The following is a 26,340-nucleotide window of genomic DNA, read 5'->3' on the forward strand; positions in this document are numbered from 1 at the left end:
ATTAGCCACTATCCTCCGAGCCCTCTCCGGATGGAACAGGATAGTCGACGCCGGAGGCAAGCGGTTTACCGAAGTCCGGATATCCCGCTGCTGTCCAACCGAACTTCTGCATGCGAGGCTGCCTCATGCCCGCACCACCCTCCGATTGCGGAATCGCATGATAGACGATCCAATCCTCGAGGCCATCCGGCGATTGCGTGAAGCTGTTATGGCCGGGAGCATATACGGCGCGTTCCGTACATTTCGCGAATACCGGATGATCGCTCTTGGTCCATGAATTCGGATCAAGCAGGTTGCTTGATGTATCCGCCACAAGCATGCCTAATGAGTACTCGTCCGACCAAGTCGTACTGGCAGAGTAGATGAGGAAGACCTTTCCGTTTCGAACGAGGAAACAAGGGCCTTCATTGATCGCCATTCCGCCTTGCTTCTCCCACTCGAATTCCGGTTTCGTCAGCAGTACCTCGGGTCCTGTCAGCGTCCACGGATTGGTCATCAAAGCAGCGTAAATCGCAGAGCCATATTCGGGAAAATGTCCGTAACCGGCATACATAAAGTACAGCCTGCCATCGTGTTCCAGAATCGTTCCGTCCAGTCCGGGCAGCGCCGCATTGATTGCTCCCTTATCCGTCCATATTCCTTCTGTCGGATTGGCGCCTTCATTCTCCAAGACATAAACTTTACGCCCATCATCTCCGCTGCCATCGCTTGCCGTATAGTAGACGTACCACTTCCCATGAATGAAATGAATTTCCGGTGCCCATAACTCCCGGCTGCCAGGGCCATCTGCAGGAGGAAGCCATATCGTTGTTGGAGGCGATTGGGCAATTCCGCTCATGGTTTGCGATCGATACAGCTCCAGGCGGTTGCCGCAGGTCACCATGAAATAGTAGAAGCCGTCGGAATGCCGATACATCCAAGGATCCGCTCCGCTGGACATAATGGGATTCTGATAGGTTTTATTTGTAGTTGGCATCTAGTCGTACTCCTTCTAGAGTTATAAACAACTTTTATGTTTCAATCGAATTTTCGGAGTACCTCTTATGATAAATTTGCAGATTCCCATCTCGAATTTGCATAAAACGATTCCATTCCCCCATCCAAATGGCCAATAACGCTATTAACCAAAACATGTATTGCATTATAAAACAAATTATATGTTCACATCACAACCAATGTCAACGCTTTCTAACAACTTTATTGTTATTAATAACAAAAAAACAAGCGCTAATGCGCCGTTATAAACAACTATGTTGTTTTATTCATGCATGGCAGGCTCATAATGAACCTTCATAATAATGTCCTGGTCATAGTTTCCGAATCCGCGGCCGAATAGATTGAGCCCGCCCTTGTGGATGGCATCCGGCTTCACACCAACTTTAAATCGTATGTTCGGCTGAGCATCGATGTGCAGATCTTGCAGCGTAACATCCGAAACCTTGTGATTATCCACCGTGCTCTTGTCCTTATCCACCCGGAACGTCTTTAACAGTCCGTATTGCGTGCTGCTGTCATGCCACCATTCCGGATTGTTCTTGCCTCTGCTGTCGCCGAAATCGCCGGGAGATGTCCATGTCCCCACTTCGACGTCATTGATCCAAACCGTAATATCCGACGGCCAGTCATTATTGAAATTAGGGGCTTCCGAACAAAGCTCCAGCGAGAATTCGATCGCTTTCATATCAATGTTCCGCGGCAGCGAGCGAGGAAACCGGTATTCGATCCAGCCTTGTCTCAGCCAGACGATCTGCGCGGTTCGGCATTCCGGATGAAAGAAGCTGGCCGGATCGTCTTCGGGAATGACCATCGTCTCGCTATTGGCGATCCCGCAAGTCGGGTGTACTTCAACATCGACGTAATGGCCGATCGGCATTTCGATTTCGAAAATCTGTTCCTTCTTTATGTAGCCCTTGATCGGGTTCAATACCATTCTGACGTCGTCGAAATTCCGCTTGCATACTTTCATCGCGCCGCGGCTTGCCGGCAAAATCTCCGTCAGTATAAGGCCCGCCTCTTCCAGAACCTTTACGTTCACGCCAGCCGTGGATACCGGAATGCCCAATTTCTCGCCGATCTCATTTATATTCATATTGTTATGGTTCAAAAGCAGCTTAATAATCTTCAATCTGGTATGCGACGAAAGCGCATGTGCCACCTTAACTAGTTCATCCGGTTCGTTGATAGACAGTTCCAGCATCGAGCGTTCCCCATTTATAATATGTTTTATGTTTCTTAGCATAAACTGAATGCCTTCAGCATAACACCCGCAAAAATCGTTTGTAAAGTCTATTAATCTTCTTATTGCGCAGTATTGACCATTTGGAGATGAAGCAGACATTTGGCGTTTCGGCCTACAAAAAAGGAGACCCGCAGCAACGGGCTGCGGGTCTTAAAAGAATATATATAATAGGGGGTTGAGTCTTATTATAGGCGCTGAAGATTAAAACCAGATGAATTTGGCATGTCAGTTACATTACAATTACGTTGCAATAATTACCCAGAAGTTGGATAAATGCATGTTAAGCAAGCTTCGGCATTAAGCCTCCTTGAATCTTGTCGCCCACTTCCCAGCCGAGGCCGTCTGTGCACACATGCCCCGCTCCGCTATAGCTCGTGCCGTCCTTAAGAAAGACGATGGCAAGTGCACGGCGCGGTTTCTCGGAATTGTTCGCATGTGCGAAATGGAAGGTCATGCCGTCATGGAATGTACAACTGCCCGCTTTCATACGGCAGATAACAGCCGTGTTGCGGTCCGCATCCCTCGCACCCTCCTGCGCGAAAATATCCTCAGGCGTAACGAGGTCAACGCCCTTCAGGTTGCGGATCTTCTGCGATTTCGGAACGAACATCATGCAGCCATTGTTCTCGTCGACATCGTCAAGCGCAATCCAGATCGAGAAAGCGACCATCGGATCCGTATCTTTAATCGGCCAGTAAGGTCTGTCTTGATGCCACGGCGTTACTTTGGAATCCCCCGGCATCTTGAGCAGCGCATGGTCATGGAAGAGGCGAATGCCTTCGAAACCGGTCAGCTGCTTGCCCATATCCGCGAAACGCTCTCCAAGCACGAATCGTGCCATGCCCCCATGATCCCGCCACGTATTAACGCGCTGGTTCAGCACCTTGTAATACGCGCCGCCGGCTTGATCGGTTTGCAGTCCGCGAGCGCCTTTGTTATTCATCGTCTCGTCCATATATTCGCGAAGCTCGGCAAGCTCTTCTTGCGAAAGAATATTATCGATCTGCACGAAGCCATTTTCTCTGTAAAATTCCACATGCTCGTTAGTCAGTTGGATTTTCGAATTCAACATGCTCTCAAGTCCCCTTTATGAATCGGATATATCTTCAATTTACACCCGAAACGTCCGTTCATCTTGGAGGATTTGGGATAAAACTAAGACGATCTGCCAAAATAGAGCGATTCATGCTTAGATTCCGCTGCAGTCCCATCTCGATAATCGAATTCATGTAGCCAAGTTTGTTGTTGAGATCGTATCGTTTTCCTGTCAGCTCTTGGGCTAACAGTCCTTCAGTCATTCACATCGCGTGCAGGGCAGCGGACAACGTTGATACTCGTCGCCTGCTCCGCGCTCTATCTTCCCAGCACTGAAATATAGATGACTTGAACATATATCTATCCATAGTTGCGATATTAGAAGGATCATCTATAGTGGACGGTTTCTCCACTAAGTAGCTATTCGCCCTATATGCCTTAAATTGTGCCAGAACCAGTGACGCTCATGGAATCCCACGGCCGCACGATCGATGCGGCGAGCAAGCCCGTTGAGGGCAGCGGATTCACGGTGCGGCTGCCTGTCTGAGGGAGCTGAGTTGCGCGACTCTCAGCGTCCGGCGACGGCCAGTTAGGCTAGTTTGTAAACTGAGAATCCGCGGAAGCCGCTCAATGAGCTCGTTTCGGCGCCAGAATCGGCCGATTAGCGGTATATCCGCTAATGATGCTCCAAACTAGCTACTTTCTGCGCTTTAAGCGGCATATCCGCTTAAAGCCTGGAAAAAACACTCAATGAGCTCGTTTCGGTGCTAGAATCGGCTCAATTAGCGGCTTATCCGCTAATGATGCTCCAAACTAGCTAATTTCTGTGCTTTAAGCGGTATATCCGCTTATAATGCACTTAATCTATTTCGATTCAGAGATGAGAGTTCGTTTTTCCTACTCTCTTTGGTCCGTTTTCGCCGCTGAGAGTCGCAATTTACGACTCTCAGCTTCCGGTGGCGGTGGGGGTGGGTTAGTATGGCAGCTGAGAGTTCGACTTTCATACTCTCAGCTCCAGGCAGCGGCGGAAAGGGGCTTTTTTCTTGCAAATAAGCATGATAGAATGCGTACACACGCAGCAACTACTGATGACAATCAATCATCCATTCGAACTAACTCAACAAACCCATATGAAGGGGTTGCTCCTATGGTTCCATTGAAGCGACAAGGTATTATTTTGGATATGGATAACACGCTTCTCCGTTCGCGCATTGATTTCAAGCAGATGAAGAACGAAGTTCACACGTTATTAGTCCGAGATGGCATTGTCACGGCCGATCTTCCGCTGATTGAATTTACGGCCTCCACCCTTATTGAGCATGCCCGGTTATCGCCGAAGTTCACAGGAGAAACAGAGCAGGCGGTTTGGACAATTGTGGCGGAGTTAGAACAAGCGGGGATGAAGGATGCCGGGCTGGAACCCGGTGTCATTGAACTCCTTAAGCAGCTGCAAGATGACTTCCACCTAACGATTCTCACTAACAATTCGTATGCTGCCGCCATACAAGCGCTCCGTTCCACGGGAATTGAGATGTTTTTCGAGCATGTTATTGGCCGCGAGCAAGCAGTCACCATGAAGCCCTCTCCATTGGGCATCCATCATATTCTTGGACACTATCCTCACCTCTCTAAGGAGGATTGGCTATCTGTTGGCGATGCCTGGATTGATGGCAAAGCCGCAATGGAAGCGGGCATCCGATTTATTGCCTATCAGGCCAATCAACCGGAGCTGGAACGAAGAGGCGTTGTTCCGCTCGGGCATATCGATGAACTCCATCAGCTCCTGCGATATCTGTAATGATGAAGCTAGCTTCATAAAATAGAACTTGACTCTGACATTAATGTCACCCTTTATAATGAGCTGGAAACCAGGTATTGCGAAGAGAGGATGCCCATGAAAATCGGTCAATTAGCCAAAGAAACAGGAGTGAGCATTCGTTCCCTCCGTTACTATGAACAGCAAGGCTTGATCTCCCCGCTGCGCCAAGCCAACGGTTATCGTGAATATTCACCCTTAACCGTTCACACGGTGGAGACGATCAAGCTCTATCTGAACTTGGGCCTGACGACGGAGCAGATTGCCGGGTTTCTTACTTGTGTCTTGCGGAACAGGGAAGCATTTTGCAGTGAGATCATGCCGGTTTATGAACGGAAGCTGGCGGAGATTGATGCACAAATTATGCAGTTAAATCAAATCCGAACGAATTTAGTAGACCGGATTGCCGCCGTTCAGTCGGAAACCATCGCCGAGAATTCAAGCAAGGAGTGAGTTTAATGGGAATTGAACAAGCCCGGAGCATGGAGCATCTGCATCAACTCGTTGAGGATGGGGTCGTGCTGGTCGATTACGGCGCGCCTCACTGTCCGCCATGCCATGCGCTGCTTCCCGTACTGGAAGAATTAGGCGCGGAGCTGGAGCATCAGCTTCGCATCGCGTATGTCGACTGCGACAAACTGCCTGAAGCCGCTGCTTCTGCCGGCGTCATGGGCACGCCGACCGTTATTGTCTTCAAGAACGGACAGCCCATGGATAAACTGGTTGGTCTACGGTCAAAAGCAGCCTATCGCCTGGCGGCCGAGAGACAGTTCTAGCAACAACGCGAAAAGGTGGTGCAGACATCAGAGTCTGCGCCACCTTTTCCATATTTCCGACCAACTCCAACTCAGCCTACCGCGTGCGACTCCACCGCCAACATTTCACGCAGAAACTTACCGGTCAGCGAGCCTTCCGTGCGCGCTACTTCCTCAGGTGTGCCGGATGCGACGACCATGCCGCCTTTCTTGCCGCCCTCCGGCCCCATGTCGATGACATGATCGGCCACCTTGATCAGATCCAGATGATGCTCGATTACCACGACGGTATGCCCCGCTTCTACGAGCTGATGGAGACAATCGATGAGCTTCTGAATATCGCTCAGATGCAGACCTGTCGTCGGCTCATCCAGCACGTACAGGTTGTGCGAGCCCCGGACAATCTTGCTTAGCTCCGTTGCCAGCTTAATCCGCTGCGCTTCACCGCCAGATAGCGTAGTAGACGACTGGCCGAGGCGCAGATAGCCAAGTCCCAGCTGATGCAGCACTTTCAATTTATGTTGAATATACGACTGATCATCGAAGAATTGAACAGCATCCTCGATGCTCATCTCCAGCACCTGGGCGATATTCTTCTCGCGAATTCGAACATCGAGCACTTCCTCGTTGAACCGTGCTCCTTTGCAAACAGGACATACCGACTCGACATCCGGCATGAACTGGAGCGCCGTCGTTACAATACCTTCGCCCTGACAGTTCTCGCAGCGTCCGCCGTTCTTCTGGTTAAAGCTGAAATCATTCTTCGCGAGCGACTTCCCCGCTGCGCTGGCAGCAGCCGCATAAAGCTCACGAATCTTATCGAAGAACCCGACGTACGTCGCCGGGTTCGAACGCGAGCTGCGCCCGATCGGAGACTGGTCGATGTTGATAATACCCGTCAAATGCTCATGACCGGTCAGCTTATCATGCTCGCCGGGAACAATACGCGCATCTTGGAAGGTCGCATAGAGTTGCTTGCAGATGACCTCATTGATCAGCGTGCTTTTGCCGGAACCGGAAACACCTGTAATGCAGACGAGCACGCCTAGCGGCAAATCGACATCTACGTTGCGCAGATTGTTCGCTCTCGCGCCTCGCAGGGACAGCATCCGGCCATCCGACTGACGGCGCACAGCTGGAACCTCGATTCGCCGCACCCCCGCCAGAAACGAGCCGGTGATGGAATCGGGATTCGCCCGCAGCTGCTCTGCAGTGCCCTCAGCAGTAATGCGGCCGCCGTGCAGCCCCGGCTCCGGTCCGACCTCAATAATATGGTCGGCACTTTTGATCGTGTCCAAATCATGCTCGACTACGATAATCGTATTCCCGATATCGCGCAGCTTCTTAAGCGTGTCGATGATGCGAATACTATCCCTCGCATGCAGCCCAATGCTCGGCTCATCCAGTACATACAGCATTCCCATCAGCCCTGAGCTGATCTGCGTGGAGAGCCGGATACGCTGCGCTTCACCGCCCGATATCGTATCGGAGCGGCGGCCAAGGCTCAGATAATCAAGGCCGATATCCAGCAGCAGATCGATCCTTGAATCGATCTCCGCGACGATCTGCTTACCCACAACCGCATGTTGAGGCGCGAACGTAATGTTCTTCAAGAACATGCTAAGCTCAAGCAAGGAGCTATTACAGAGCTGATGCAGATCGGCATCGCCGACCTTCACAGCGAATCGCTGAGGCCGCAGCTTGCGTCCATCGCAATCCGGGCACGTATGTTCAACCATGACCCGTTTGTAGAACTCGTCATCCCCGGCAGACTGCTCTTTACGCTTTAAGTAAAGCTTATACCACCAGTTGATGGTATGAACCATACCGTTGAAAGTCATCATTTTGCCAGCATGGCGTTCTTGCGATTTAGTCGCTTCTTCGCCCGGAATGAAAGGGAACTTCTCTCCTTTCGACCCATACATCATAATGTTCTTGGCCGCCTCAGACAGCTCCCTATAAGGAGTGTCCAAACTGAACCCGTAGTGTATGGCCGCGCTGCGAACGATCGACCAATGCCAGGTTCCGGTGCTTGTGCCAAGCAGCTTCTGATCAATCGCTCCCTTGTTGATGCTCTTGTCCGGGTTCTTCACCAGAAACTTAACTTCGGCGCGCATGAATGTACCAAGTCCGCCGCAGGTCCGGCAAGCGCTATTGGGATCGTTGAAGGAGAAATAGCTCGACTGCAGCTCTCCCATCGTCAGATGATGCTCCGGGCAAGCAAAGCCCCGATAGAACTTATCTTCATCCACCTGCGCGCCATCCGGCACATGAACGATCTCAAAGCGAATGAACCCTTCTCCCACCAGCTTCAAGCTGTTCTCGATCGTTTTGGCAAGCGCCTTGAAGGCGTCCGCTTGGACGATGACTTTATCGACAATGACCTCGATTCTGTACTCCACTTCCTCTTCAAGCTCAATCGGATCACCGAGGCTATGCCTGGTCCCTTCGATACGAACGGTTCGAAAGCCTTTCGAACGAATCTCATCCAGCGTTGTTTCGTAGTTCTCGCCGAAGATTTTGTACACCGGCGCCAGCACCTCAAGCTCCGTCCCTTTCGGCAGCTGCTTGATGTGATCGATCATCTGCTCCGCCGACCGAATCGGCACAGGATGCTCGCAGAAGGGACAGCAGGCTTCGCCAACTGAAGCAAAGAGCAGCCGCATGAAGTCATAGATGTCAGTCATCGTGCCGACAGTGGATCTCGGATTGACGATCCCCTTCTTCTGCTCAATAGCAATTACAGGAGACAAACCGAATACAAAGTCGACGTCCGGCTTCTTCAACTGATTCATCCGGCTCTTGGCGAAGGTCGAGAGCGACTCCAAGAATCGGCGCTGCCCTTCCCCATAGATGACATCGAAGGCCAATGAAGATTTGCCCGAACCGCTGACCCCGGTAATGACCGTGAGCTGGTCCCGCGGAATATCGACGTCAATGTTCTTCAGATTATTCTGCCTTGCACCGCGTACCTCGATAAACTTCTTCATCCGCGCTAGCCCCTCTCCCACTCTGGAAACTCGTCGCTCTCCACTAAATACGCCGGTTCAAGCAGCATAATCCGGCTCTTCGGCGTGGCCTTCGTCTCTGATTCCATCTTCATTAGCAGCCCTCGATCCGCAAGCCAATCACAAATCGTTGTTGCAGAGCCCGTGTCGGTCTCGATAACCGGCTTAAACTTCAAAACTATATCCGTGACGGTGCGGACATCCGCTTCTTCCTTCAAATATGCGAGCATCGGCTGGAAGAGCTTCTCTGCCCTAGCGTTCAGATACCCATTGATCTGATCGATTGCGGATTGAACGCCAGCCTCCGTAACCTTACCGAACACCATCTCCGTGTAGATCACGCGGAAGAAGTCCGGGTTATAGGTGAGCGCTTGTTTGACCGACTCCCGCATAGGCACATCCTCGTTCAGCAGCACCTCGATCTGCGACAAGACATCGACCATCTTAATAATCCAGAAAGCACTGTAAACCGCGTCTTGCTTCACATACAGCCACTTCTCCGCCTTAGCCAGAAGCGCAAGCGAATACCCTCCGAGCTGCTGCAGCTGAAGCTGCCTGTCGCGCTCGCCGACAATCCGTATTTGTTCAAAATATTCCGTAATCGAAGCATCCTTCGTAAACAACAGCGTACTGCGATAAAGCATCGACTGCGAAATGGAGCCGCCCACGGATCGTTCCATCCAGCGCTTGAACTCATTGCGAGTTTGAATGCTGGCGTTAATAGGGACATCATTCTCCACGAAGCACATATAACCCGAACCCAGCTTCTGATCATGCACGATCAGCTTTAAATCAATGTCCGATTTCTCCCATACTTGGTCATACGATAAGCTGCCAAGCAGCACAGCCGCAATCACTTGATCATCCTTCTTGACCTTCTCGATGAACTGGTTCAATGCTTCCCGAAACAGCGCAGTCGTTTGCTCGCCGAATTTCTGTAAGCCCACGTTCGTCCTCCTCCAAAGTCAGTACTAGAGTCACTCTCAAATCTTCCATAGATATACAAAATATCCTTAAGATTCATAGTTGTCAATATAGCATTATTTAATCATTTGCTAGAGCCCCGCGCGCGAAAAAACCGCTCTAGCAGATTATCCTGCTACAGCGGTTCCCCGTACCATCCTATTCTATCGCGCATACGCCTCACGATACTGCGCGGGCGTAAGCAGCGAATGCTTCTTGAAGACGCGCGTGAAATGCGCGGGAGAGCCAAACCCTACCTTGCGCGCGATCTCGTGAACCTTCAATCGCGGCGATTCTTTCAAGTACCGCTTCGCCCGCGTCAGCTTCGCCTCGGCGACGTAATCGAACAACGCGCGGCCGGTCGTCTGCTTATACAATCGGCATAGATAGCTCGGATTGAAGTAGACCGTCTCGGCAAGCCGCGCTAACGACAGATCCTCGTCGAGATGCTTCTCAATGTAGGCGTGCAAGCTTTCCAGCCATCCGCCTTCATCCCGGTAGCCGGGGCATTGAAGCAGCGCGCCTGCGAATGCCCGCAAGTAATCGGCAGCCTGCCTCGCCGAGCTGTGGGCATCCCAGCGCAGAAGCGCATCCGCGTCCAGCGGCTCAAGCTCCGCGAAGGAGATGCCGTTCTTATGCATGAACGCCAGAAACTGAGCGGCCAGAATCATATACGCTTCCAGCCATACTTCTTTCTCCGTTTCCGGAATCGCGGCGAACAGCGAATCGAATTGTTTGAAATACGCGCTCCGCTCGCCGCCTTCCAAGGAGGCCCGAAGGCCTTCTCCCTGTTTCAGCAAGTCCCCGAAGCTAATCGAGTTTGTTTGTCGCATAGCTAGCTGCAAACCTCCTTTGCCAGCCGGTACACTCGCTTATTCCTTAACGGAACCCAGCATAATACCGGAGATGAAGAACCGCTGCAGGAACGGATAGACAAGCATGATCGGCAGCATGGAAGCGAAGATTTTGGCCGCTCCCAATGTTTTGTCAGATACCGATGCCAAGCGCTTCACGTCTTCAATCGATTTAATCAGCGTCGGATCGATCCGCACAACAATCTGCTGCATGTAAGTCTGGAGCGGAATACTGTCCTCATGGTTGATGAAGATGAGTCCGAGCATAAATTCATTCCACACGGTTACGATCAGGAACAGCGTCGTCGTAGCAAGCACCGGCATGGATAGCGGCATGTAGATGCGGAACACTTTGAACCACGGGCCAGCGCCATCCATCGAGGCCGACTCATCGAGCTCTTTGGGAATGCTGCGGAAATAGTTCACGATCAGAATGACGTTAAATACGTTAACCAGCATTGGGAGCACGAGCACCCAGAACGAGTTCATCAGTCCCATCTGACGGATAACGAGGTAGAACGGAATCAATCCGCCGTTAAACATCATCGAGAAGATCAGCAGCCACATATAGACGTCGCGGAGCTTGAACTCTCTCTTCGAGCGGGACAGCGGGTAAGCCATCAGCAGCGAAATGAAGAAGCTGATTAAGCAAGTGACGCCTACCCGTTTGACCGAAATCCAGAACGATTGAAAGAATACATTGTCCTCAAACAATTTCATGTAAGAATCAACGGTGAAGCCCTTCGGAAAGAAAGTGACAAAGCCGGCCATCGCTTTCGCTGGCGAGCTGAAGGAAATCGCCAAGTTATGAATGATCGGGAACAAAGATGAGAACGAAATGAGCGCAAGAATGAGAATCAGAACAGCTTCTGCTGCTTTGGTGCCCATCGTTTGATTACGGACCATGCGGAATTCCTCCTTCTGCTAGAAAATGCGATAGTTGGCTAATCGACTGGCCAGACCATATGAGATGATAATCAGCACAAAGCTGACGCCTGATTTCAATAAACCAATGGCTGTTCCGACCTCATAGTGCCCTTCCTCGATACCGGCCCTAAACACGTACGTGTCGATGATGTCCGAGGAATCGTAGACCAGCGTGTTGTACAGATTGAATATTTGATCAAAACCGGCATTCAGTACGTTTTGCAAACTGAGCGTGCCGACCAGAACGATCGTGGTTGCGATGCCCGGCAGTGTGACGTATTTCAGCTTCTGCATCCGCGTTGCGCCGTCAATGTCGGCTGCCTCGTATAGCGAAGGATTAATACCTGTCAGTGCCGCCAAATAGATAATCGTACCAAAGCCGAACTCTTTCCAGATATCGGAGCCGACAATGATGGTACGGAACCAGAAGTTATCACCCATAAACATAATCTCGTTAACGCCAAACTTGCCAAGCAATTGGTTAACAATGCCGTCTACGGCAAAGAAATCTCTTAGAATACCCGCAAGCAGAACCCATGACAGGAAGTGCGGCAAATAAACGATGGTTTGAACCGTGCGCTTAAACCAATGGATGCGCAGTTCATTGAGCATGAGTGCAAATACGATTGGAATAAAGAAGCCGAAAGCAATCTTCATTAGCGCGATGATGACCGTATTCTTAAAAACGCGTAACGCTACAGGCGTGTCAAAGACGAAGGAGTAGTTCTCCCAGCCTGTCCATGGCGAACTCCAAATTCCTTTAGTCGGAATAAAATGTTTGAACGCCAGCACAATGCCGCCCATAGGCCAGATTGTAAATAATAAGACAAGCAACATGCCGGGGAGCAGCATCAGGTTAAAATGGATTTGCTCAGACCATTTGCGGCGCACTCGCATTACCTCCGCTTCAGATATCATTCGTAATGAATAGAAGGACGCAAGACACTGCCTCGCGTCCTTCCACAATTCAAGTACAGGTTATTTGCTTAATGCTTCGTTGATTTCTTTCAAGATATCGTCTCCGCCTTGCGCTTTCCAATCCTTCACGAATTGATCGAACTCGGCATCTGCATCGGCTTTACCCATAATAATGCGGTGGTAGGCCTTCATTTGCAGCTCGTTAAGCGCAGTCAGCTTCTTCTCCATCGTCGGCGTTTGGCCATCGAATGCGGAGTAGACGGTATTGAATCCCAGCTTGGATGCGGAACCCATGGCGTCATACCAGCTGCGCGTATTTTGCCATTGCAGCACGTTCTTGCTTGCCGGCTGCGTTTGCAGCTCGTCAATGAACTTCTTGATGTTCAGGAATGCATCGTTGTTCTTGAACGGAAGCGTTGCCGGATCCTTCTCGCCGTTGACGGCAGCTACGATGTCGTTCGCTTGGTTAAGGATTTCGTCCGTACGCAGGATCGACATGCCGCCCCATACGGTTGCTTTCTCGTTGGCATCTTTATACTTTTCTTGCGTCGTTTTGATCCACCATTCCGTATCGTCGTTTTCGTTGACGACATTCAGCCATTTCATTGGCAGCTCCGGGTATTTGAAGCCTTTCTTAACGACCATGACGGAACCGGATGTGTTCATCGCGCCCATGTTCAGCTTGCCGTTTGTTTTGGCAGGGATTGCATATGGCTTCCAATCCGCATCAGGAACGTTCTGCAGCGTCATGAACAATGGATACCAAACGCCCCACCACGCTTGACCGACGATGCCTGCACGCCCGCTTGCCAGAACCTCTTGCAGCTGACCTGTATCTTTAAGCGCGAAGTCTTTCTCGATCAGACCTTCTTTGTAGAAGTTAGCGATGAGCTTCAAGCTGTCTTTAATTTGCGGTTGGATACCGCCGTATACGACTTGGTCGGATGCATCCTTATAGAACAGGCGAGGGAAAGCTTCGAATTGGTCGAAAATGTAGCCGGGACCGAACAAACCGTCTGTCTCCGTTTGCATCTGCATCGCCATCGGTACCGTTGTGCCATTGCCAGCCGGATCTTTCTCTTTGAACGCTTTGGCGATTGCCTCAACGTCTTCGATCGTCTTCGGCTCAGCCAAGTTCAGCTTCTTGCGCCAGTCGTCGCGAACCCATACAAAGTTGAAGTTCTCCAAACTGCCTTGGCTCGGAATGCCGTAAAGCTTGCCATCGACCTTGTATAGATCGAGACCGCGGTTGTCTGCGGATGCGAAAGCTTCTTTGATGGCCGGTGAAGCATATTGGTCATAGACAGCAGTCATATCCTCGATCATGTCGGCTTCCACGAGGCGCTTCACAGTAGCTTGAACCTCCGTGATGCTCTTGCCGACGATTTGGAAGACATCCGGGATATCGTTTCCGCCGATGGAGAGATCAAGCTTCTTCTTGTAAGCGTCACCATCTTGCGGTGCCATCCACACAAATTTAGGCTTCACATTCAACTTCTCTTCCATGAATTTGTTGAAGACGTTCTCTTCATACGATTCGCCCTCAGGGAACTTCGGATTGTTCATTGTCGGTCTAATCGTTGTAAATTCAATCAGTTCCGGATACTTGCCGAATGGATCTGCTGCAACCGCTGGTTCAGCTGCCGGTTCTGTTGTCTCTGTCGTTTCAGCCGTTGTATTGGTTTTATTGCCTTCCGCCGTGTTGCTCGCTGCATTGTTGTTTCCGGCATTGTTGCCGCATGCGCTTACAAAAACCATAAGCCCAAGCAAACTCAAACTTGCCCACTTTTTAATCATTCTGTCAAAAGCCCCTCTCTATGACAATGAATATAGTGTTTGATTCGATTCCAATCATAACGCGCTTTGAGCAGGGGGCAGTACAGAAAAAACGCATCTCCTGACTGAACTTTGTCAGAACATGCGTCCTTCATCGTACAATTTTCACTGGTCGGCAGACATTTTTCACATTCGCGCCTTACTTGCCTACCGGCGGCCAATGCATAAACTCATCTAGCGCTGCTTCTTCTTCGCGGTAAGCTCGCGGTGAACGGCCTGTTTCCTGCCGGAATAGCTTACGGAAATACGATTCGTCGGCGAACCCGCATTTAGCCGCAATCTCCTGAATGGCTTGACTGCTATGAACGAGTAATCGTTTAGCCTGATCCATCCGAAGCATCCGCATGAAATCGTTATAAGTAGCGCCGGTAGTCCGCTTGAAGCAATCGCTGAAATAGCCGCGGCTAAGGTGTACCTCCGCAGCAGCCTCCTCCTGCGTAACCCCTTCATCCAAGCGCAGCAGCGACCATTCGATCGATTGGATCATTCTCGCCGTAATATCCTTATCGATGCCGCTCTGATCCAGAATGGCTCGAAGTGAACGACGAACGCGCTGCAGGAAGTTTTGCCACTGCGCCCAGGTTTGCAAGCCGCCGAGCTCCTGCAGCAGCTCGTCCCGTTCCGTCCATCTCAGCATGCTTCTCCACGCCCAGACCGTCTGGTGAATCATGCCGCACAGCTTGTTGGGATCCGGTCTTTGCTCGGCAATTTGCTCGAGAAACGTTTGGAATGCCTCATCCTGAAACAGCCAATCGAAATTCCGCCAGCCTTTGATCCAGTCCTCCCGAACCGGCTTGGTTTCCCATAGCAGTACGTCCTGCATGGAATCATGCACGGCTGCGGCCGACTGGGTTGTCGCCATCACGTAGAAGGAGTGACGCTTGATATAGGTATCCAGCACCGACTTGAGCCGACTTCGATCCTTCACGCCAACCTGATGCAGGCAAAATACCGCCCAGCGTGCCGATAATCCCGCCTGTGCCTCCCCTTCCGGCTGAAACGCCAGCTCCTCCGTAAACCAGGCGTTGCCTTGCAGGGCGACGAGCGGTTTGTCATTCAAGCCGGGCTGCGCGTACAGCTCCTGCACTTTGCAGTCGGCCTTGAGCGCGAGCAGCAGCGTAACCGATGACTGCGCTGAGGAAGGCGCCGGCTGCGCGCGGGAGGCCTTCTCTTCCCGATCCGCGAGCAGCCGCTCGGCAATACGGCCGAACAACCGATCGAGCTTCTCGTCGTCAAGCTCCGTCTTCACGATATAATCAATCGCGCCTAGCCGCAGCGCATCCTGTACATATTGAAAATCCTGATGACAGGTGAGAATCGCCGTTTCCGTATTCGGAAACCGCTCCTTCACGATGCGCATCAGCTCAAAGCCCGACATCCCCGGCATCGACAAATCGGTGACGAGCAAATCGACCTGCTCATGCTCCATCCAAGCCAGCGCCTTCGCACCGCCTTCAAAGTCGGCGGCAACCTCCATCCCATGCTTCTGCCATGGAAGAATATGAATTAATCCTTTGCGTACGATATGCTCATCATCGACCAGTATGGCTCGGATCATGGCTGCTCGCCTCCCTTCCCTGTCCATATTTCAATTGTAATTGCCGTCCCCTCGCCAAGCTTGCTTTCGATTCGCAGTCCGGAGTTCTCTCCATAGTAAGCTTGAATTAATCGATGCACGAAGCTTAAGCCGATGCCCATTCCGACCGAGCGCGAATCCGGATGCTTCTCTTCGAGCAGCGATTGCAGCCGTTCCTCCGACATGCCTTCCCCGTTATCGGATACGCACATCGTGATCCCGCCTCCCGGATGAGGCTCGATCCGAACACTAATGGTGCCATCTTGGTTACGGAAGCCGTGATAAATCGCATTCTCAACGAGCGGCTGCAGCACAAACCGCGGGATCAGGACATCCAGCGTCGACGGATTCACATCCATTTGCACTTCAAACTGATGGCTGTAACGGATGCTCTGCAGCGCCATATAATCGTTGATATTATCGACTTCCTCCTGCACGCGCACATGCGTCCCTTCTTTGCCGAGGTTGTAATGCAGAATGCGGGTGAAATGAGTGATCAGCTTCACAATCTCATTTTGCTTATTCATCTTGGCAATGACCTGCACCGTATTCAGCGTATTATGGATAAAATGCGGGTTGATCTGATGCCGCAGCTTCTCGACCTCCACATTGCTCCTGGCCTTCTCCCGGCGCTCGATTTCCTTGAGCAAATCGAATACGCGCTCTTTCATCGCATAGAATCGGCCCAGCACCTCGTCGAACTCACGAAGCCGCAGCCATTTCTGCGGACGATAGGAAGGGTTGTCCCCTACCCACTCAATCTCTCGGCGGAAAACATGAAGCGGTCTATAGACTGTCCGCCAACAGATGTAGGCAAGCAGCAAGCTGAGGAGCAGCGTAAATAAACCGACGGTAATGAATTTGCCAAGCCAAGAGTTGATCTCCTTCTGAAAGGCATCGCCCTTCATAATGACGGCAATCTTCCAGCCTTGCTCGCTGGCTGCGATGAAACGCAGATCATCGGAAGCCTTATCTTCCATCCTAAACTTAGCAAACAACGGGAATTTTGTGCGGTCTTCGCTAAATACGATCCGGTTCTCGGCATCAAGCAGCAGATGCTTAACGGGCTCGCCATATTGTACGTCGTCGAACAAACGCTTCAAGGTGTTAAAGTTGCTTTCCGTATAGACATAAAACGAGGAATTCGTATCAAAATCATTCACTTTGCGGGCGATGGAGAATACCTGCGTATTGTCCGTATTATACTTGTCTGTCGATCGATGCGGCGCGAAGTAGGAGACACCGTTCGCTTCCAGCAGCAGCGGATTGTCGAACATCGTGATCTTGTCCATCATCGGATAGCTTTGAATAAAGGAATGGTTGTTCTTCGCGTCTACCAGGGCAATCGCTCCGGCGTACGGGCTTGTGTAGTTGATAAGCGACATCCGATCCTGCACGAGCAGCAAAATATCGGTTTTGCGAATCTGATCGTCCGTGGTCAAATACTCTTGGATGCGCGAGGTGATCGTTTTGTCCAGCGCGAGCTGCTGAGAGGCGAAATTCATGTTTTTCAAAATATTATCGAGGCTGACTAGCTCCTTCTTCACATTCTCGTTAATCCCATTCTTCAGCTTGTTTTCCATAAAGGAATGAAACGAATAGTAGGACATGCTCCCGATCAAAGCCAAGGGCACAACGGAGCTGAGCAGCAAGATGGCGATCATGCGACCTTTAATGGAATCTCGCAACAACGACAGCATAGGATTACCTCGTTTTCTGTAGGGGATGGCGCTTGTAGGTGAAGTTGTATTTCAGTTTATCAGAGAAATCCGCCTTTTTGTAAGCACTTTTTTTTCCTGTTGTGGGATTGGACGAGGTGAATTGATTATCTTTCCGGTGATTTGGCGCGAAAAAAAACCGGGTTTCCGTCGAAACGGATTCCCGGTCTGGTTAATTTGATACATTCAGAAGCGCACCAATGGCTCCGCTGTATTCGCCATTCTTGATGAATAGCGGAGTGGCGCCGCGCAGCCTGGTGTACCCTTCGACAACCTCTTTTAGGAGATGGTTCTGAATAAACGATGAGCCTACGAAAATAATAGACGCAATATCATATTGAGCGGCCGCAAGCACACTTGCTGTCGCCACCGTCTCCCCAACAAGCCCCACTACGGAAGCTAGCAGCTCTTCTTTAGATAACGTATCGGTAGCTGCTAATGCGAAGACTCTTCCGAAGTTGCTTGCGGTCAAATCCCCCGGTATCGGAGGCTCTGCGCCTTGATAAATATGTTTGACCTTCAAGTCGATTCGGTCCCGATCTCCCGCTGCCGCGAGCTGGATGAGCTCATGATAATCCGTGATTCCGGTTAACACCTGAGACAGTCCCATCAGGGTTCCGCCGCCAACGCCGGTTCCGCCAAGCCGCTTCTGAGCGCTATGGTCGAAATAGTGAATCGACGTGCCTGTTCCAACGTTGGTCAGGATATGCGCTTCCTCGGTTACGCCTGATTGCTGAAGCAGGTATCGCACACCGCTGCATGTGGCTTCAAACTCAACCATGCCAAGCGACGGTTGCCCCAGCATGGACTGCAGCAGGCTTGCTTTTCCGCCCGTTATGCTGATCTGCGCCTCTTCGCCGAAAGCCTTAATCCAATTCACAACTTGCTCTAGCTGCATTGCCGGAAACGTCCTAAACGAGATCGACTCGTCCTGTTTAGAAGTATAAGCCAGTTTAATTAATGTGCCGCCGGCATCGACACCGATTTTCACCATGTTACAGACACTTCGCTTTCTTTATTCTACTGAACGCCAGAACCGATTATGGTCATGGTCGGATGCAAGGACTCCGCTACAAAATCTTCAATGCCCGGAACGAATACGACCGCAACCAAGTTATGCTCAGGATCGACGGTGAACATCGACCAGCCATAGCCGTGATGGGAGAAGGTTCGCGCCGACATCGTGCCGATGCGTTCGCCGTCCAAGAACAGCCCGAGTCCTTCCGCTGTCATTTGCCGAACGAGCTGCTCGCTCAAGATACGTTTTCCTGCATATAAGCCGTTATTCAGGAGCATCTCGCCCATCTTCCGTATATCGTCCAAAGTAGATAATAACCCGCCGCAAGCCATTGGTATAGTCCCATCGCGAAAAAGAGGCGAATCCAACCAGTCTGCTTCCCGAGGAAATACAAGCGAAACGAGCGGTTCATGCTCAGGCGGAAGCTTAAATGAGGTCATCGTCATCCCAAGCGGCGTAAGGATTCGTTCTTCTACGAATTGCTCATAGGTCATGCCGGAAACCAGCGCAATAATAAGCCCCAGCAGTACAAAACCAACGTTAGAATAGCTTGACTCGCTACCTGGTTTCGTCGCCAGACTTCGCTCGGTAAGGCGTGTTTTCCAATCCGTTGTCTCGTAGGTGCTGCTTAGTATATCGTCGGCTTGCATGCCTGAGCGATGCGTCAGCAGATGGTGCAGCGTGATTTGGTTGAAGCTCTCGGTATTAAACTCGGGAAAATATCCGGTAACCTTGTCCTCAAGCTTGAGCTTCCCTTGCTCGACCAGCTGAAGCAGCGCAATTGCCGTGATCGTCTTCACGATCGATTGGACGGGTCTAATCGCGTTCACGCTGAACGGCTTTGCTTTTGCACCGTCTGCTGAACCCAATGCCTCCTTCGCAACAACTTCGCCGTCAATCGACACAACGAAACTTGCGCCTTGCCATTATTATAACGCCTCCATCAACTATTCCCATTCTATCCTCATACATTCGGTAGCAGCATGAAATATCCTTTACAGCGAAAAAGCCATGAACATTGTCCATGGGCTTAGCCTTGCACTAGCTACATCGTTACCGCCGGAAAAGCTTCCTTAATGCGATCATAAAGCTTCACGGCATCCTCCATCACGTCGAATTGATCCGTCTGCAAATATTCGATGGAGAAGCCGCCCCGATAGCCGCGCTGCTTCAGTTCTTCGAGAACCCGATTGAAATCGACGTCTCCGGTTCCGAAGCGAACCTGCATCTGATCCCTTGCCGCATCGCGCAGATGAACGTGAGCTGCCCGATCTAGAAATACAAACGTCTCTTCGAGCGGCACTCCTTGCATCACAAAATGGGTAGGATCGTAAACGATCGGCAGCTCGGGCATTAGCTCCATAAGGCGAACGCACTGCTCCATCGTCTCGAACGGACTGTTTACGTGGAACTCCAGCGCCATCCGGATGCCTTCTGCATTCGCAATCTCGAGTTGCTCTTGAAGGGATGCGACGCAATCGCCCAGCACCTCTTCCCAAGGACGGGAACGATCGGGCTGCCTTGGCTGGATCGCTGCGATGTTGATTTGGAGTGCCTTCATCCACTGCATTAGGCCGGCCGTTTCCGCCTTCCTGCGGGATATGCCTTCCGGCGAACGGTCATGAAGCTGCGGGGATACGCCGCTGTTGGTGGCCACAGGCTGTAGGTTATATTGAGCTAAAAGTTGCTTGGATCGGCTAATTTGTTCGGCTTGGTCTTGTTCTGTTTGGAGCTCACTCGTGTTGACGTGAACCCAGCCGTCGATGGCGAGAATGTCTACGTAGCGGAAGCCGGCCGAAGAGATGGACGCCAGTGCCTCTTCAAAGCCGGAGCCGCAGCGGACGGAGGTGGAGCATGCAATGATGCTCATGGCGCTGTCACCGCGCTTTCCAGCATAATATCAAGCGGGAAACGGTCTTGGTTCAGCGGCAGCTCGATTCTTCGGCCAAGTCTTGCCGACTCGTATGCGGCCATGACAACCTCCATAACGTTGATTGCAGTGGATGCTGCAAGCGGATGCGGGGCGCCGGTTTGCATCGAGATTGCCAACTGACGGAACACGCCGGGGAGTCCATCGTTAAAGCCATTCGGCGCATCCAGCTCGGCGGCGCGGAAACCTCCGGCTTGTGCATCTTGAATTTGCACCTGAGGGTTCGCGCTATCGCCGGCCCGCCACAGGCGGCCTTGATCGCCGATTGCCTCGATGTCTTGGTAGTCGCTGCCCGGCAGCCTCGCATCGCCTGTCAGAAACTCTGCGCGGATGCCGCTCTCGAATTCGAGCGTCACCATCATGCCGCTTTCGACCGCATGACCGTACCTGCGACCGGTAAAGATGGCGTAATCGTATTGATCCGGTAAGCCCGGCTCTACGTCTTGCCTGAACATGGCGGCAAGCACCCATTTCACCTTATCGTCGCCTGTAAGACTGAGCAGAATATCTACGCTGTGCGTGCCATCGCTTAAGAAATCACCCGCGCAAGTTGCACGCAGCAGGCGCGGTTTGCCGATTGCACCCTCTTGCATTAATCTTCGCATCGTCATGAATGGCGCAGACATCCGGCGCTGGTGGCCGATAATGAGCAAGGTATTGTTAGCTTCACATACCTGCAACATTTTGCGGGCATCCCCCATGTTAACGGCCATCGGCTTCTCGCAGTAAACGGCCTTCACTCCCGCTTCCGCAGCCATGATCGTAAGACGCGCGTGAGAGCCGGTCGGCGTAGCGATGATAACTACATCCGGCCGCAGTTCTTGCAGCATGAGGGTGAAATCCGTATAAATCGCCGCAGAACCGCCGGTTTGAGCAGCAGCATCGCGCGCTGTATCCGCGTTTAGATCGCATAGGCCAGCAAGCTCAAACTCAGGCAGCAGGGCGATGGCTTTGGCGTGGTTCAAACCCATTCGGCAGCCGATCACGACTGCGCGTAATTTTGCTTCACTCATTGCAAAATCTCTCCTTTGGCGATAGGTTCAAGCGATTGTATGAAACGAAGGGAGCGCTCCAGGCACAGCTGGGGGTCCATATCCATAGGGCTAATCATCTCAACTTCCATGACCAGCTTATCCTTTAGCGGTGCATGCTTCATAAGCAGCTCGTAACATTCGCGCAGCGGAACGTCACCGTCGCCAAGCGCGGCTCCCTTCACTTCAAATTGAAGCGGATAGACATCCGGACGCGGTCCTACGATGTGATCCTTGAAATGCGTGCCAATGGTGTATGGCGCTGCAAGTTCGAATGCGGGAAGCGGACGTTCTCCAATTAAGTAGGTATTGCCGGTATCCAAGTAAATGTAGAGCTGTTTGGTCGCTTGGCAAAGCTGAACCAAGTCGGCGATGTAATAATCGCCGTGATTCTCCACGCTTAGCGGTGCTCCGAGCTCGGCGCAAATGGCCGCAAACGGCGCCATCGCTGCCGATACGCGGGCAAGCTTGTCTTCAAGCGGCATTACTCGGTCAAAGCGATGACCGGCTCGCATCCCCGTCGTTACAATCTGACCTCGCATAAGCGGCAGGCATAAGCGCAGCTGCTCCGCGATGCGCTCCGTCTCCCGTTCTCGTTCGTCTCTGCTGGCGTTTAAGTAGTCAAATCCGATGCGTGGCGTCAGCTGCAGCCCATGTTTGGTCAACTCTTCACCTATATAATCACGGCGTGCCTCGTCCATTTTTGCCATTTCACTCAAGTCTATGCCGGTCGTGACAAGCCCATGCCGCTTCAAGAAGTCGAGTTTCCCCAGCACCGAGTCGTCACCCTGCCGAATAAAACCGTTGTACCATACGAGCGCATACCCCCATGTTAACGGACGGCGTGCCCCTCTCCCGCTCGACCAATCCGGACTGCTGCCATTAGCTAAAACCATTGTAGCGTCTCATCCCTTCTATCCCAGAACTTCAGCCAAAATTGACACATTCAGCCTTTGACTTGATTGTAGCAACTGCCCCGCCGCGGTACTATGCGTCAATATTGACATCCGTTGCTTTTCATTTACATATGACGAGAGCTTAGCGTCGCTTACCCGACTCTCAGCTCTCAAACTAACCTCATCTCACTCGAAACTACCCCCGGGAATCGTCAAATCCGACTTTCAGCCGCTAAAACTTGCTTTTTCAAAGCTGAGAGTCGGAAATACCGCCTCTCGGCTTTCAAACTAATATCAATCCCTCACTTCCCATCTTTGTTAGCGGTATATCCGCTTTCAGTAAACAAAACCAATTAAATTACACCCCATTAGCGGAATAGCCGCTTAAAGTATCAACATTCTCGCAAAACTATCTCAATTCCCCCAATTCCCGACTCTGTTAGCGGAATAGCCGCTTTCAGTAAACAAAACCGACTAAATTACGCTCCATTAGCGGAATAGCCGCTTAAGCATAAGCCAGGTGGTCGAAGTTACTGAAGCAGCCTAGTTAGTTGGAAGTAGTAGAGAGATTTGGAGCTCGGGGGTTGGGGTTGGGCTTGGGCTTGGGCTTGAGGTTGGGCTTGAGGTTGAGGCTAGAGTCGGATTCGAGATAAGTTCAGGTGCGGTGCTCGTGCGCGGCAGAAGTACGGGCTGCGAGCTGAAAGTGCGACATCGAGCGCCTCCAACACCAAAGAAAAACGGACAAGCCAACCGCAACCGGTTAACTTGTCCGTCTCTTTCCATTTCGTCACTACATGCCAACGTCCCGTTCCGCCTAACTCCCTACACCTCGAGTTCCCTCGCCCTAGCGGACGTACTCGAGCAACCTCGCAAGCGCGACTGCCGCTTCCGCGCGGGTGACCTGCATCTGCGGCTTGAACTTGCCGTCGCCGCCTGCCGACATGAGGCCGGTCGCCACTGCCGCCTCAACTGCAGGCAGCGCTTCGGCCTTCACTTGCTTCGCATCCTTCAGCACCACCGCTTCAGGATGCTTCACCTTCCGGCCTGTGCCAGCCTCATATGCTTGCACCAGCAGCACTGCCAGCTGCTCGCGAGTAACAAAGCCATTGCCCAAATCCGCTGCCTTATAATCGGCAAGCGCTGCAACCGAACGCGATTGCACGTAAGTCGCTAAGCGATTTAGCATCCCTTCGAGCTCGCCGACTGTAAGTGCCCGCTTCGGAAGGAAGCTCTCATTCTCGCCTGTTACGATGTGAGCGGCATACAGCGATTTTACGGCCTCGTAGGCGAAGTGCGATTTCGCCACATCTTTGAACGGCTGCGCATCGGTGCCAAGCAATGAAGTCAGCGCCTGATATTTTGGCGTGTCCAGATTGTCGAGGATATCCTCAGATGCCCCCCACATGCCGTAACGGTTGTAGCCGCTCGTCAACGTGAAGTACATGAACATGTCGCCGTTTTTATCCAGGAAGTTGTTGCCTACGTCGTATTTGACGAGATCGCCCATACGCTCCGAACGATGTGCAGCAATCCGATTCTCCACGTTAATCGTACTGCCGCCGCCGGAGTCAGGACCGCCTTCGTACGTGTACGATTTGAGGCCATATTGATCCGCCAAAGTAATCAATTCCTGCTTCGTTCCATCCGGACTGCTGAACCGTTTGCTATCTTCCTGCATCGCCGTCAGCACCTCGGTTGTTGATGCTGCGTCGCTTGCCGCGCTCGAATTAAAATACGGCGCGCTGGCGATCGCATAGAAATAGTTCTTCGGATCGCCGTACACTTTGCTGACCCAGTTCAGCATATCCTCGTACTGATCCGGAATGATTGCGAACCAGCCGAGCACCGGTCTAACCCGCGTGTTCAGCGCGTCTTCGCCGAAGACGGTCCGGAACTGCTGACCGATCTCGATCAACCGCTGCGCAATCCGGTGACGCGTCCAAGAACGTTTCTGCGGCGTATAATCGCCATCGTTCGGATCGTCAAAATACGATTGCATCGTATACTGATTCAGTACCGATCCCTCTTTCGCGCCATCAGCTATCGCCGCGGCTTTATTATAAGCCTGCTGAGTGAACAGATCGTTCCACACTTCATTGGAATACTCCAAATAAATGTGGATCCCCGGGTTCAGCTTCGCTTTCAGAAGCGCCGCCAGCGACTTCACATAGTCATCGCTTGCCGCAACCGGGATGTTGATCCATATATCCTTCCCCGTTTGGTTAGCTAACGCAATGACATATTCCCACGCCACACCATGCGTTCCGTCTTGAAGCAGCTGCGTGGCATCGGTCGTCAGCTTGCGATCGCTCCACTCCGTAACGGCCGGATAAGCCGGATTGTTGTTGTTCGTGCTCAACCAGTCCATGAAACGAAGCGTGCCAAACGGCTGCAGCGCCTGCAGAAACTCCTTCGTAAACGTGTCGCCTGCGGAATAACCCGGACGCATGAGCTTCACGTCGCTCACGCCGCCGCTTGTCTTCGTGAAAGTCATATACAGCAAACCGCTGCCTTTAGCCAGTACGATATCTGCCGTCGTCGTGTTCGACTTCTTGTCATATCTCTGATTCTCTACCTGGAACGGACTCGAAGCATCCAAATTACCAAGCACCGCTTGACCCTTGAACGACAGCTTGTACACGCCGCTGATATCCGGGAACTGCTTCTTCGGATCATCGATATCATTCAACCACGCCGCAACGGGGCGATGGTCGAAGAATACGGTCGCCGCATCCTCAGTCGGCCAGCCATTGGCATCCACCTTCACACCTTCGCTGCCGTCCGCTTTCACCCATTGCCGCAATGTTTTGGCCGCATCAGCGAACTCATATCCACGCCCGCCAAGCCCTTCCAAACCCACACCGATTTGGCCCGGATACAGCTCCTTCGTCAGCTCAGGAAGCGGCGTTACCGTATGCACATTAAGCGTATTCGTTGCAAAAGAAATCTGGCTCTCCTTAGCTGCAACCACCTTAAAGTTGTATACGCCGCCAGCTTCTAGCCCTTCTACCGTAAACGATGTTTTCTCCGTATCTCCGACTGCCTTATCATCCTGGTACACCGTATACTTCACGGCCGGATTCCCTTGCGGCTTCTCCCACACCAGATCAACGGCGGTTTCCGAATTATCTGTGGCATGCAGGAAAGCAGGCGCGATGGCCTCCTTCTTCACATCCTCCGCACTCGAAACCTTCTCCAGCACCACATCATCGAGGTAGAAATCCGCGCCTGACCACTTCACAAGCGTTAGATTCGAGTTCGAGGTTGGCATCAGCTCGGGCGGCGCGGTAAATATCGTTTCGATATAGTGATACTCCCCATCATTTTCGGTAAAATCCAGCTGCTTCGAGAAATTCTTGCCAAGCGTCAGCTTCAAATTACCGCCGGCATCCCCATTCACAAACTTGTACCAAGCACCGAAACGATACGTCCGGTTCGGTTCCAGCGCGCCGAAATCGAGTCCGGTGATGCCGAAGCCGGCAGGGATTTTCAAAGCCTGCTCTTTCCCATGTGGAGCTTCCTTGCCGATATTAATATTGACCCAGTTCGGCCAATCAATGGCACCGCTTTCAAAATCACCGTTAGGAACAAGATTACTACCGTAAACGACACCCTCCGATGAGGCAGCCGCAGCATCGGCCGCGAACGAATTCATAGGTGCAAGCATCATCATCGCCATCGCGAAGGCGCCTATCCGCTTCTTCATGTCATCTTTCCTCTCTGATTCAATTTTTTCCCTAAAACTTACATTTCCTATTCATTGTACAATCGCCGCATAAGCGTTACTATTGCATCCTATTTACATTCCTTGCTATCCATT

Annotated in this window: 19 protein-coding genes and 1 pseudogene; 3 read left to right on the forward strand and 17 right to left on the reverse strand. The window is 51.8% G+C overall.

Annotated features, from left to right (window positions below; all coding sequences use genetic code 11):
* Position 1: 1 nt before the first annotated feature.
* From AC50Y3_RS22360 to AC50Y3_RS22370, 3 genes are all read right to left on the reverse strand, one after another.
* Entirely contained in the window at positions 2-976 is a 975-nt protein-coding gene (locus tag AC50Y3_RS22360) for a glycoside hydrolase family 43 protein (protein WP_494820933.1), read from the reverse strand.
* A 282-nt stretch (positions 977-1,258) separates the two neighbouring features.
* Positions 1,259-2,197 carry an ArsR/SmtB family transcription factor gene (locus AC50Y3_RS22365; RefSeq protein WP_494820934.1) on the reverse strand — a complete coding sequence of 313 codons (939 nt, stop codon included), beginning with the start codon at positions 2,195-2,197 and terminating at the stop codon, positions 1,259-1,261.
* Positions 2,198-2,519: 322 nt separating this feature from the next.
* Positions 2,520-3,311, reverse strand: a complete 792-nt coding sequence (locus AC50Y3_RS22370) for a phytanoyl-CoA dioxygenase family protein (protein WP_494820935.1) — start codon at positions 3,309-3,311, stop codon at positions 2,520-2,522.
* A 1,110-nt stretch (positions 3,312-4,421) separates the two neighbouring features.
* Between AC50Y3_RS22370 and AC50Y3_RS22375 the strand changes: the two genes are divergently transcribed.
* The 3 genes from AC50Y3_RS22375 to AC50Y3_RS22385 all read left to right on the forward strand — a co-directional run bounded on the left by AC50Y3_RS22375 (position 4,422) and on the right by AC50Y3_RS22385 (position 5,866).
* A complete protein-coding gene (locus AC50Y3_RS22375) occupies positions 4,422-5,072 on the forward strand; it encodes an HAD family hydrolase (RefSeq protein WP_494820936.1) in 651 nt (216 codons plus the stop codon).
* 96 nt (positions 5,073-5,168) lie between these two features.
* Positions 5,169-5,543 (forward strand): MerR family transcriptional regulator, encoded by a 375-nt coding sequence (locus tag AC50Y3_RS22380; protein WP_494820937.1) that lies wholly within the window; start codon positions 5,169-5,171, stop codon positions 5,541-5,543.
* 5 nt (positions 5,544-5,548) lie between these two features.
* Positions 5,549-5,866: a thioredoxin family protein gene (locus AC50Y3_RS22385; protein ID WP_494820938.1), complete on the forward strand. Its 318-nt coding sequence runs from the start codon at positions 5,549-5,551 to the stop codon at positions 5,864-5,866.
* Between the two features lie 71 nt (positions 5,867-5,937).
* Here AC50Y3_RS22385 and uvrA read toward each other — a convergent pair whose 3' ends face one another.
* From uvrA to AC50Y3_RS22455, 14 genes and pseudogenes are all read right to left on the reverse strand, one after another.
* Complete coding sequence (uvrA, locus tag AC50Y3_RS22390) at positions 5,938-8,835, reverse strand: excinuclease ABC subunit UvrA (RefSeq protein ID WP_494820939.1); 2,898 nt, start codon at positions 8,833-8,835, stop codon at positions 5,938-5,940.
* A 5-nt stretch (positions 8,836-8,840) separates the two neighbouring features.
* Positions 8,841-9,800: a hypothetical protein gene (locus tag AC50Y3_RS22395; protein WP_494820940.1), complete on the reverse strand. Its 960-nt coding sequence runs from the start codon at positions 9,798-9,800 to the stop codon at positions 8,841-8,843.
* Between the two features lie 180 nt (positions 9,801-9,980).
* The gene (locus AC50Y3_RS22400) at positions 9,981-10,649 is read right to left on the reverse strand and encodes a helix-turn-helix transcriptional regulator (RefSeq protein ID WP_494820941.1); all 669 of its coding nucleotides are present in this window, start codon (positions 10,647-10,649) and stop codon (positions 9,981-9,983) included.
* Between the two features lie 39 nt (positions 10,650-10,688).
* Positions 10,689-11,576: a carbohydrate ABC transporter permease gene (locus AC50Y3_RS22405; protein WP_494820942.1), complete on the reverse strand. Its 888-nt coding sequence runs from the start codon at positions 11,574-11,576 to the stop codon at positions 10,689-10,691.
* 18 nt (positions 11,577-11,594) lie between these two features.
* Entirely contained in the window at positions 11,595-12,494 is a 900-nt protein-coding gene (locus AC50Y3_RS22410; RefSeq protein WP_494820943.1) for an ABC transporter permease, read from the reverse strand.
* 81 nt (positions 12,495-12,575) lie between these two features.
* Positions 12,576-14,312, reverse strand: a complete 1,737-nt coding sequence (locus AC50Y3_RS22415; RefSeq protein ID WP_494820944.1) for a type 2 periplasmic-binding domain-containing protein — start codon at positions 14,310-14,312, stop codon at positions 12,576-12,578.
* Between the two features lie 178 nt (positions 14,313-14,490).
* Positions 14,491-15,909, reverse strand: coding sequence for a response regulator transcription factor (locus AC50Y3_RS22420; protein ID WP_494820945.1), 1,419 nt, complete (start codon positions 15,907-15,909; stop codon positions 14,491-14,493).
* Positions 15,906-17,627, reverse strand: a complete 1,722-nt coding sequence (locus tag AC50Y3_RS22425; RefSeq protein ID WP_494820946.1) for a cache domain-containing sensor histidine kinase — start codon at positions 17,625-17,627, stop codon at positions 15,906-15,908. Before AC50Y3_RS22425 ends, AC50Y3_RS22420 begins: the two co-directional genes overlap by 4 nt.
* A gap of 190 nt (positions 17,628-17,817) precedes the next feature.
* On the reverse strand, positions 17,818-18,639 hold the full coding sequence (gene coaW / locus AC50Y3_RS22430; RefSeq protein ID WP_494820947.1) for a type II pantothenate kinase: 822 nt from the start codon (positions 18,637-18,639) through the stop codon (positions 17,818-17,820).
* A 26-nt stretch (positions 18,640-18,665) separates the two neighbouring features.
* A pseudogene (locus AC50Y3_RS22435) lies at positions 18,666-19,571 on the reverse strand (serine hydrolase domain-containing protein); the annotation flags it as partial.
* Positions 19,572-19,708: 137 nt separating this feature from the next.
* Positions 19,709-20,533 carry a sugar phosphate isomerase/epimerase family protein gene (locus AC50Y3_RS22440; protein WP_494820948.1) on the reverse strand — a complete coding sequence of 275 codons (825 nt, stop codon included), beginning with the start codon at positions 20,531-20,533 and terminating at the stop codon, positions 19,709-19,711.
* On the reverse strand, positions 20,530-21,606 hold the full coding sequence (locus AC50Y3_RS22445; protein ID WP_494820949.1) for a Gfo/Idh/MocA family protein: 1,077 nt from the start codon (positions 21,604-21,606) through the stop codon (positions 20,530-20,532). Before AC50Y3_RS22445 ends, AC50Y3_RS22440 begins: the two co-directional genes overlap by 4 nt.
* On the reverse strand, positions 21,603-22,520 hold the full coding sequence (locus AC50Y3_RS22450) for a sugar phosphate isomerase/epimerase family protein (protein ID WP_494820950.1): 918 nt from the start codon (positions 22,518-22,520) through the stop codon (positions 21,603-21,605). Before AC50Y3_RS22450 ends, AC50Y3_RS22445 begins: the two co-directional genes overlap by 4 nt.
* A gap of 844 nt (positions 22,521-23,364) precedes the next feature.
* On the reverse strand, positions 23,365-26,226 hold the full coding sequence (locus AC50Y3_RS22455) for an S-layer homology domain-containing protein (protein ID WP_494820951.1): 2,862 nt from the start codon (positions 26,224-26,226) through the stop codon (positions 23,365-23,367).
* Positions 26,227-26,340: the final 114 nt, after the last annotated feature.

Source organism: Paenibacillus sp. J22R98 (assembly GCF_059383835.1).

Bases quoted from the DNA above. Each gene is read 5' to 3' on its own strand.
- AC50Y3_RS22380 (WP_494820937.1), top strand. From the start codon at position 5,169: ATGAAAATCGGTCAATTAGCCAAAGAAACAGGAGTGAGCATTCGTTCC.
- AC50Y3_RS22410 (WP_494820943.1), bottom strand. From the start codon at position 12,494: ATGCGAGTGCGCCGCAAATGGTCTGAGCAAATCCATTTTAACCTGATG.
- AC50Y3_RS22445 (WP_494820949.1), bottom strand. From the start codon at position 21,606: ATGAGTGAAGCAAAATTACGCGCAGTCGTGATCGGCTGCCGAATGGGT.
- AC50Y3_RS22385 (WP_494820938.1), top strand. From the start codon at position 5,549: ATGGGAATTGAACAAGCCCGGAGCATGGAGCATCTGCATCAACTCGTT.
- AC50Y3_RS22415 (WP_494820944.1), bottom strand. From the start codon at position 14,312: ATGATTAAAAAGTGGGCAAGTTTGAGTTTGCTTGGGCTTATGGTTTTT.
- uvrA (WP_494820939.1), bottom strand. From the start codon at position 8,835: ATGAAGAAGTTTATCGAGGTACGCGGTGCAAGGCAGAATAATCTGAAG.
- AC50Y3_RS22375 (WP_494820936.1), top strand. From the start codon at position 4,422: ATGGTTCCATTGAAGCGACAAGGTATTATTTTGGATATGGATAACACG.
- AC50Y3_RS22420 (WP_494820945.1), bottom strand. From the start codon at position 15,909: ATGATCCGAGCCATACTGGTCGATGATGAGCATATCGTACGCAAAGGA.
- AC50Y3_RS22405 (WP_494820942.1), bottom strand. From the start codon at position 11,576: ATGGTCCGTAATCAAACGATGGGCACCAAAGCAGCAGAAGCTGTTCTG.
- AC50Y3_RS22365 (WP_494820934.1), bottom strand. From the start codon at position 2,197: ATGCTGGAACTGTCTATCAACGAACCGGATGAACTAGTTAAGGTGGCA.
- AC50Y3_RS22425 (WP_494820946.1), bottom strand. From the start codon at position 17,627: ATGCTGTCGTTGTTGCGAGATTCCATTAAAGGTCGCATGATCGCCATC.
- AC50Y3_RS22400 (WP_494820941.1), bottom strand. From the start codon at position 10,649: ATGCGACAAACAAACTCGATTAGCTTCGGGGACTTGCTGAAACAGGGA.
- AC50Y3_RS22455 (WP_494820951.1), bottom strand. From the start codon at position 26,226: ATGAAGAAGCGGATAGGCGCCTTCGCGATGGCGATGATGATGCTTGCA.
- AC50Y3_RS22450 (WP_494820950.1), bottom strand. From the start codon at position 22,520: ATGGTTTTAGCTAATGGCAGCAGTCCGGATTGGTCGAGCGGGAGAGGG.
- coaW (WP_494820947.1), bottom strand. From the start codon at position 18,639: ATGGTGAAAATCGGTGTCGATGCCGGCGGCACATTAATTAAACTGGCT.
- AC50Y3_RS22370 (WP_494820935.1), bottom strand. From the start codon at position 3,311: ATGTTGAATTCGAAAATCCAACTGACTAACGAGCATGTGGAATTTTAC.
- AC50Y3_RS22360 (WP_494820933.1), bottom strand. From the start codon at position 976: ATGCCAACTACAAATAAAACCTATCAGAATCCCATTATGTCCAGCGGA.
- AC50Y3_RS22440 (WP_494820948.1), bottom strand. From the start codon at position 20,533: ATGAGCATCATTGCATGCTCCACCTCCGTCCGCTGCGGCTCCGGCTTT.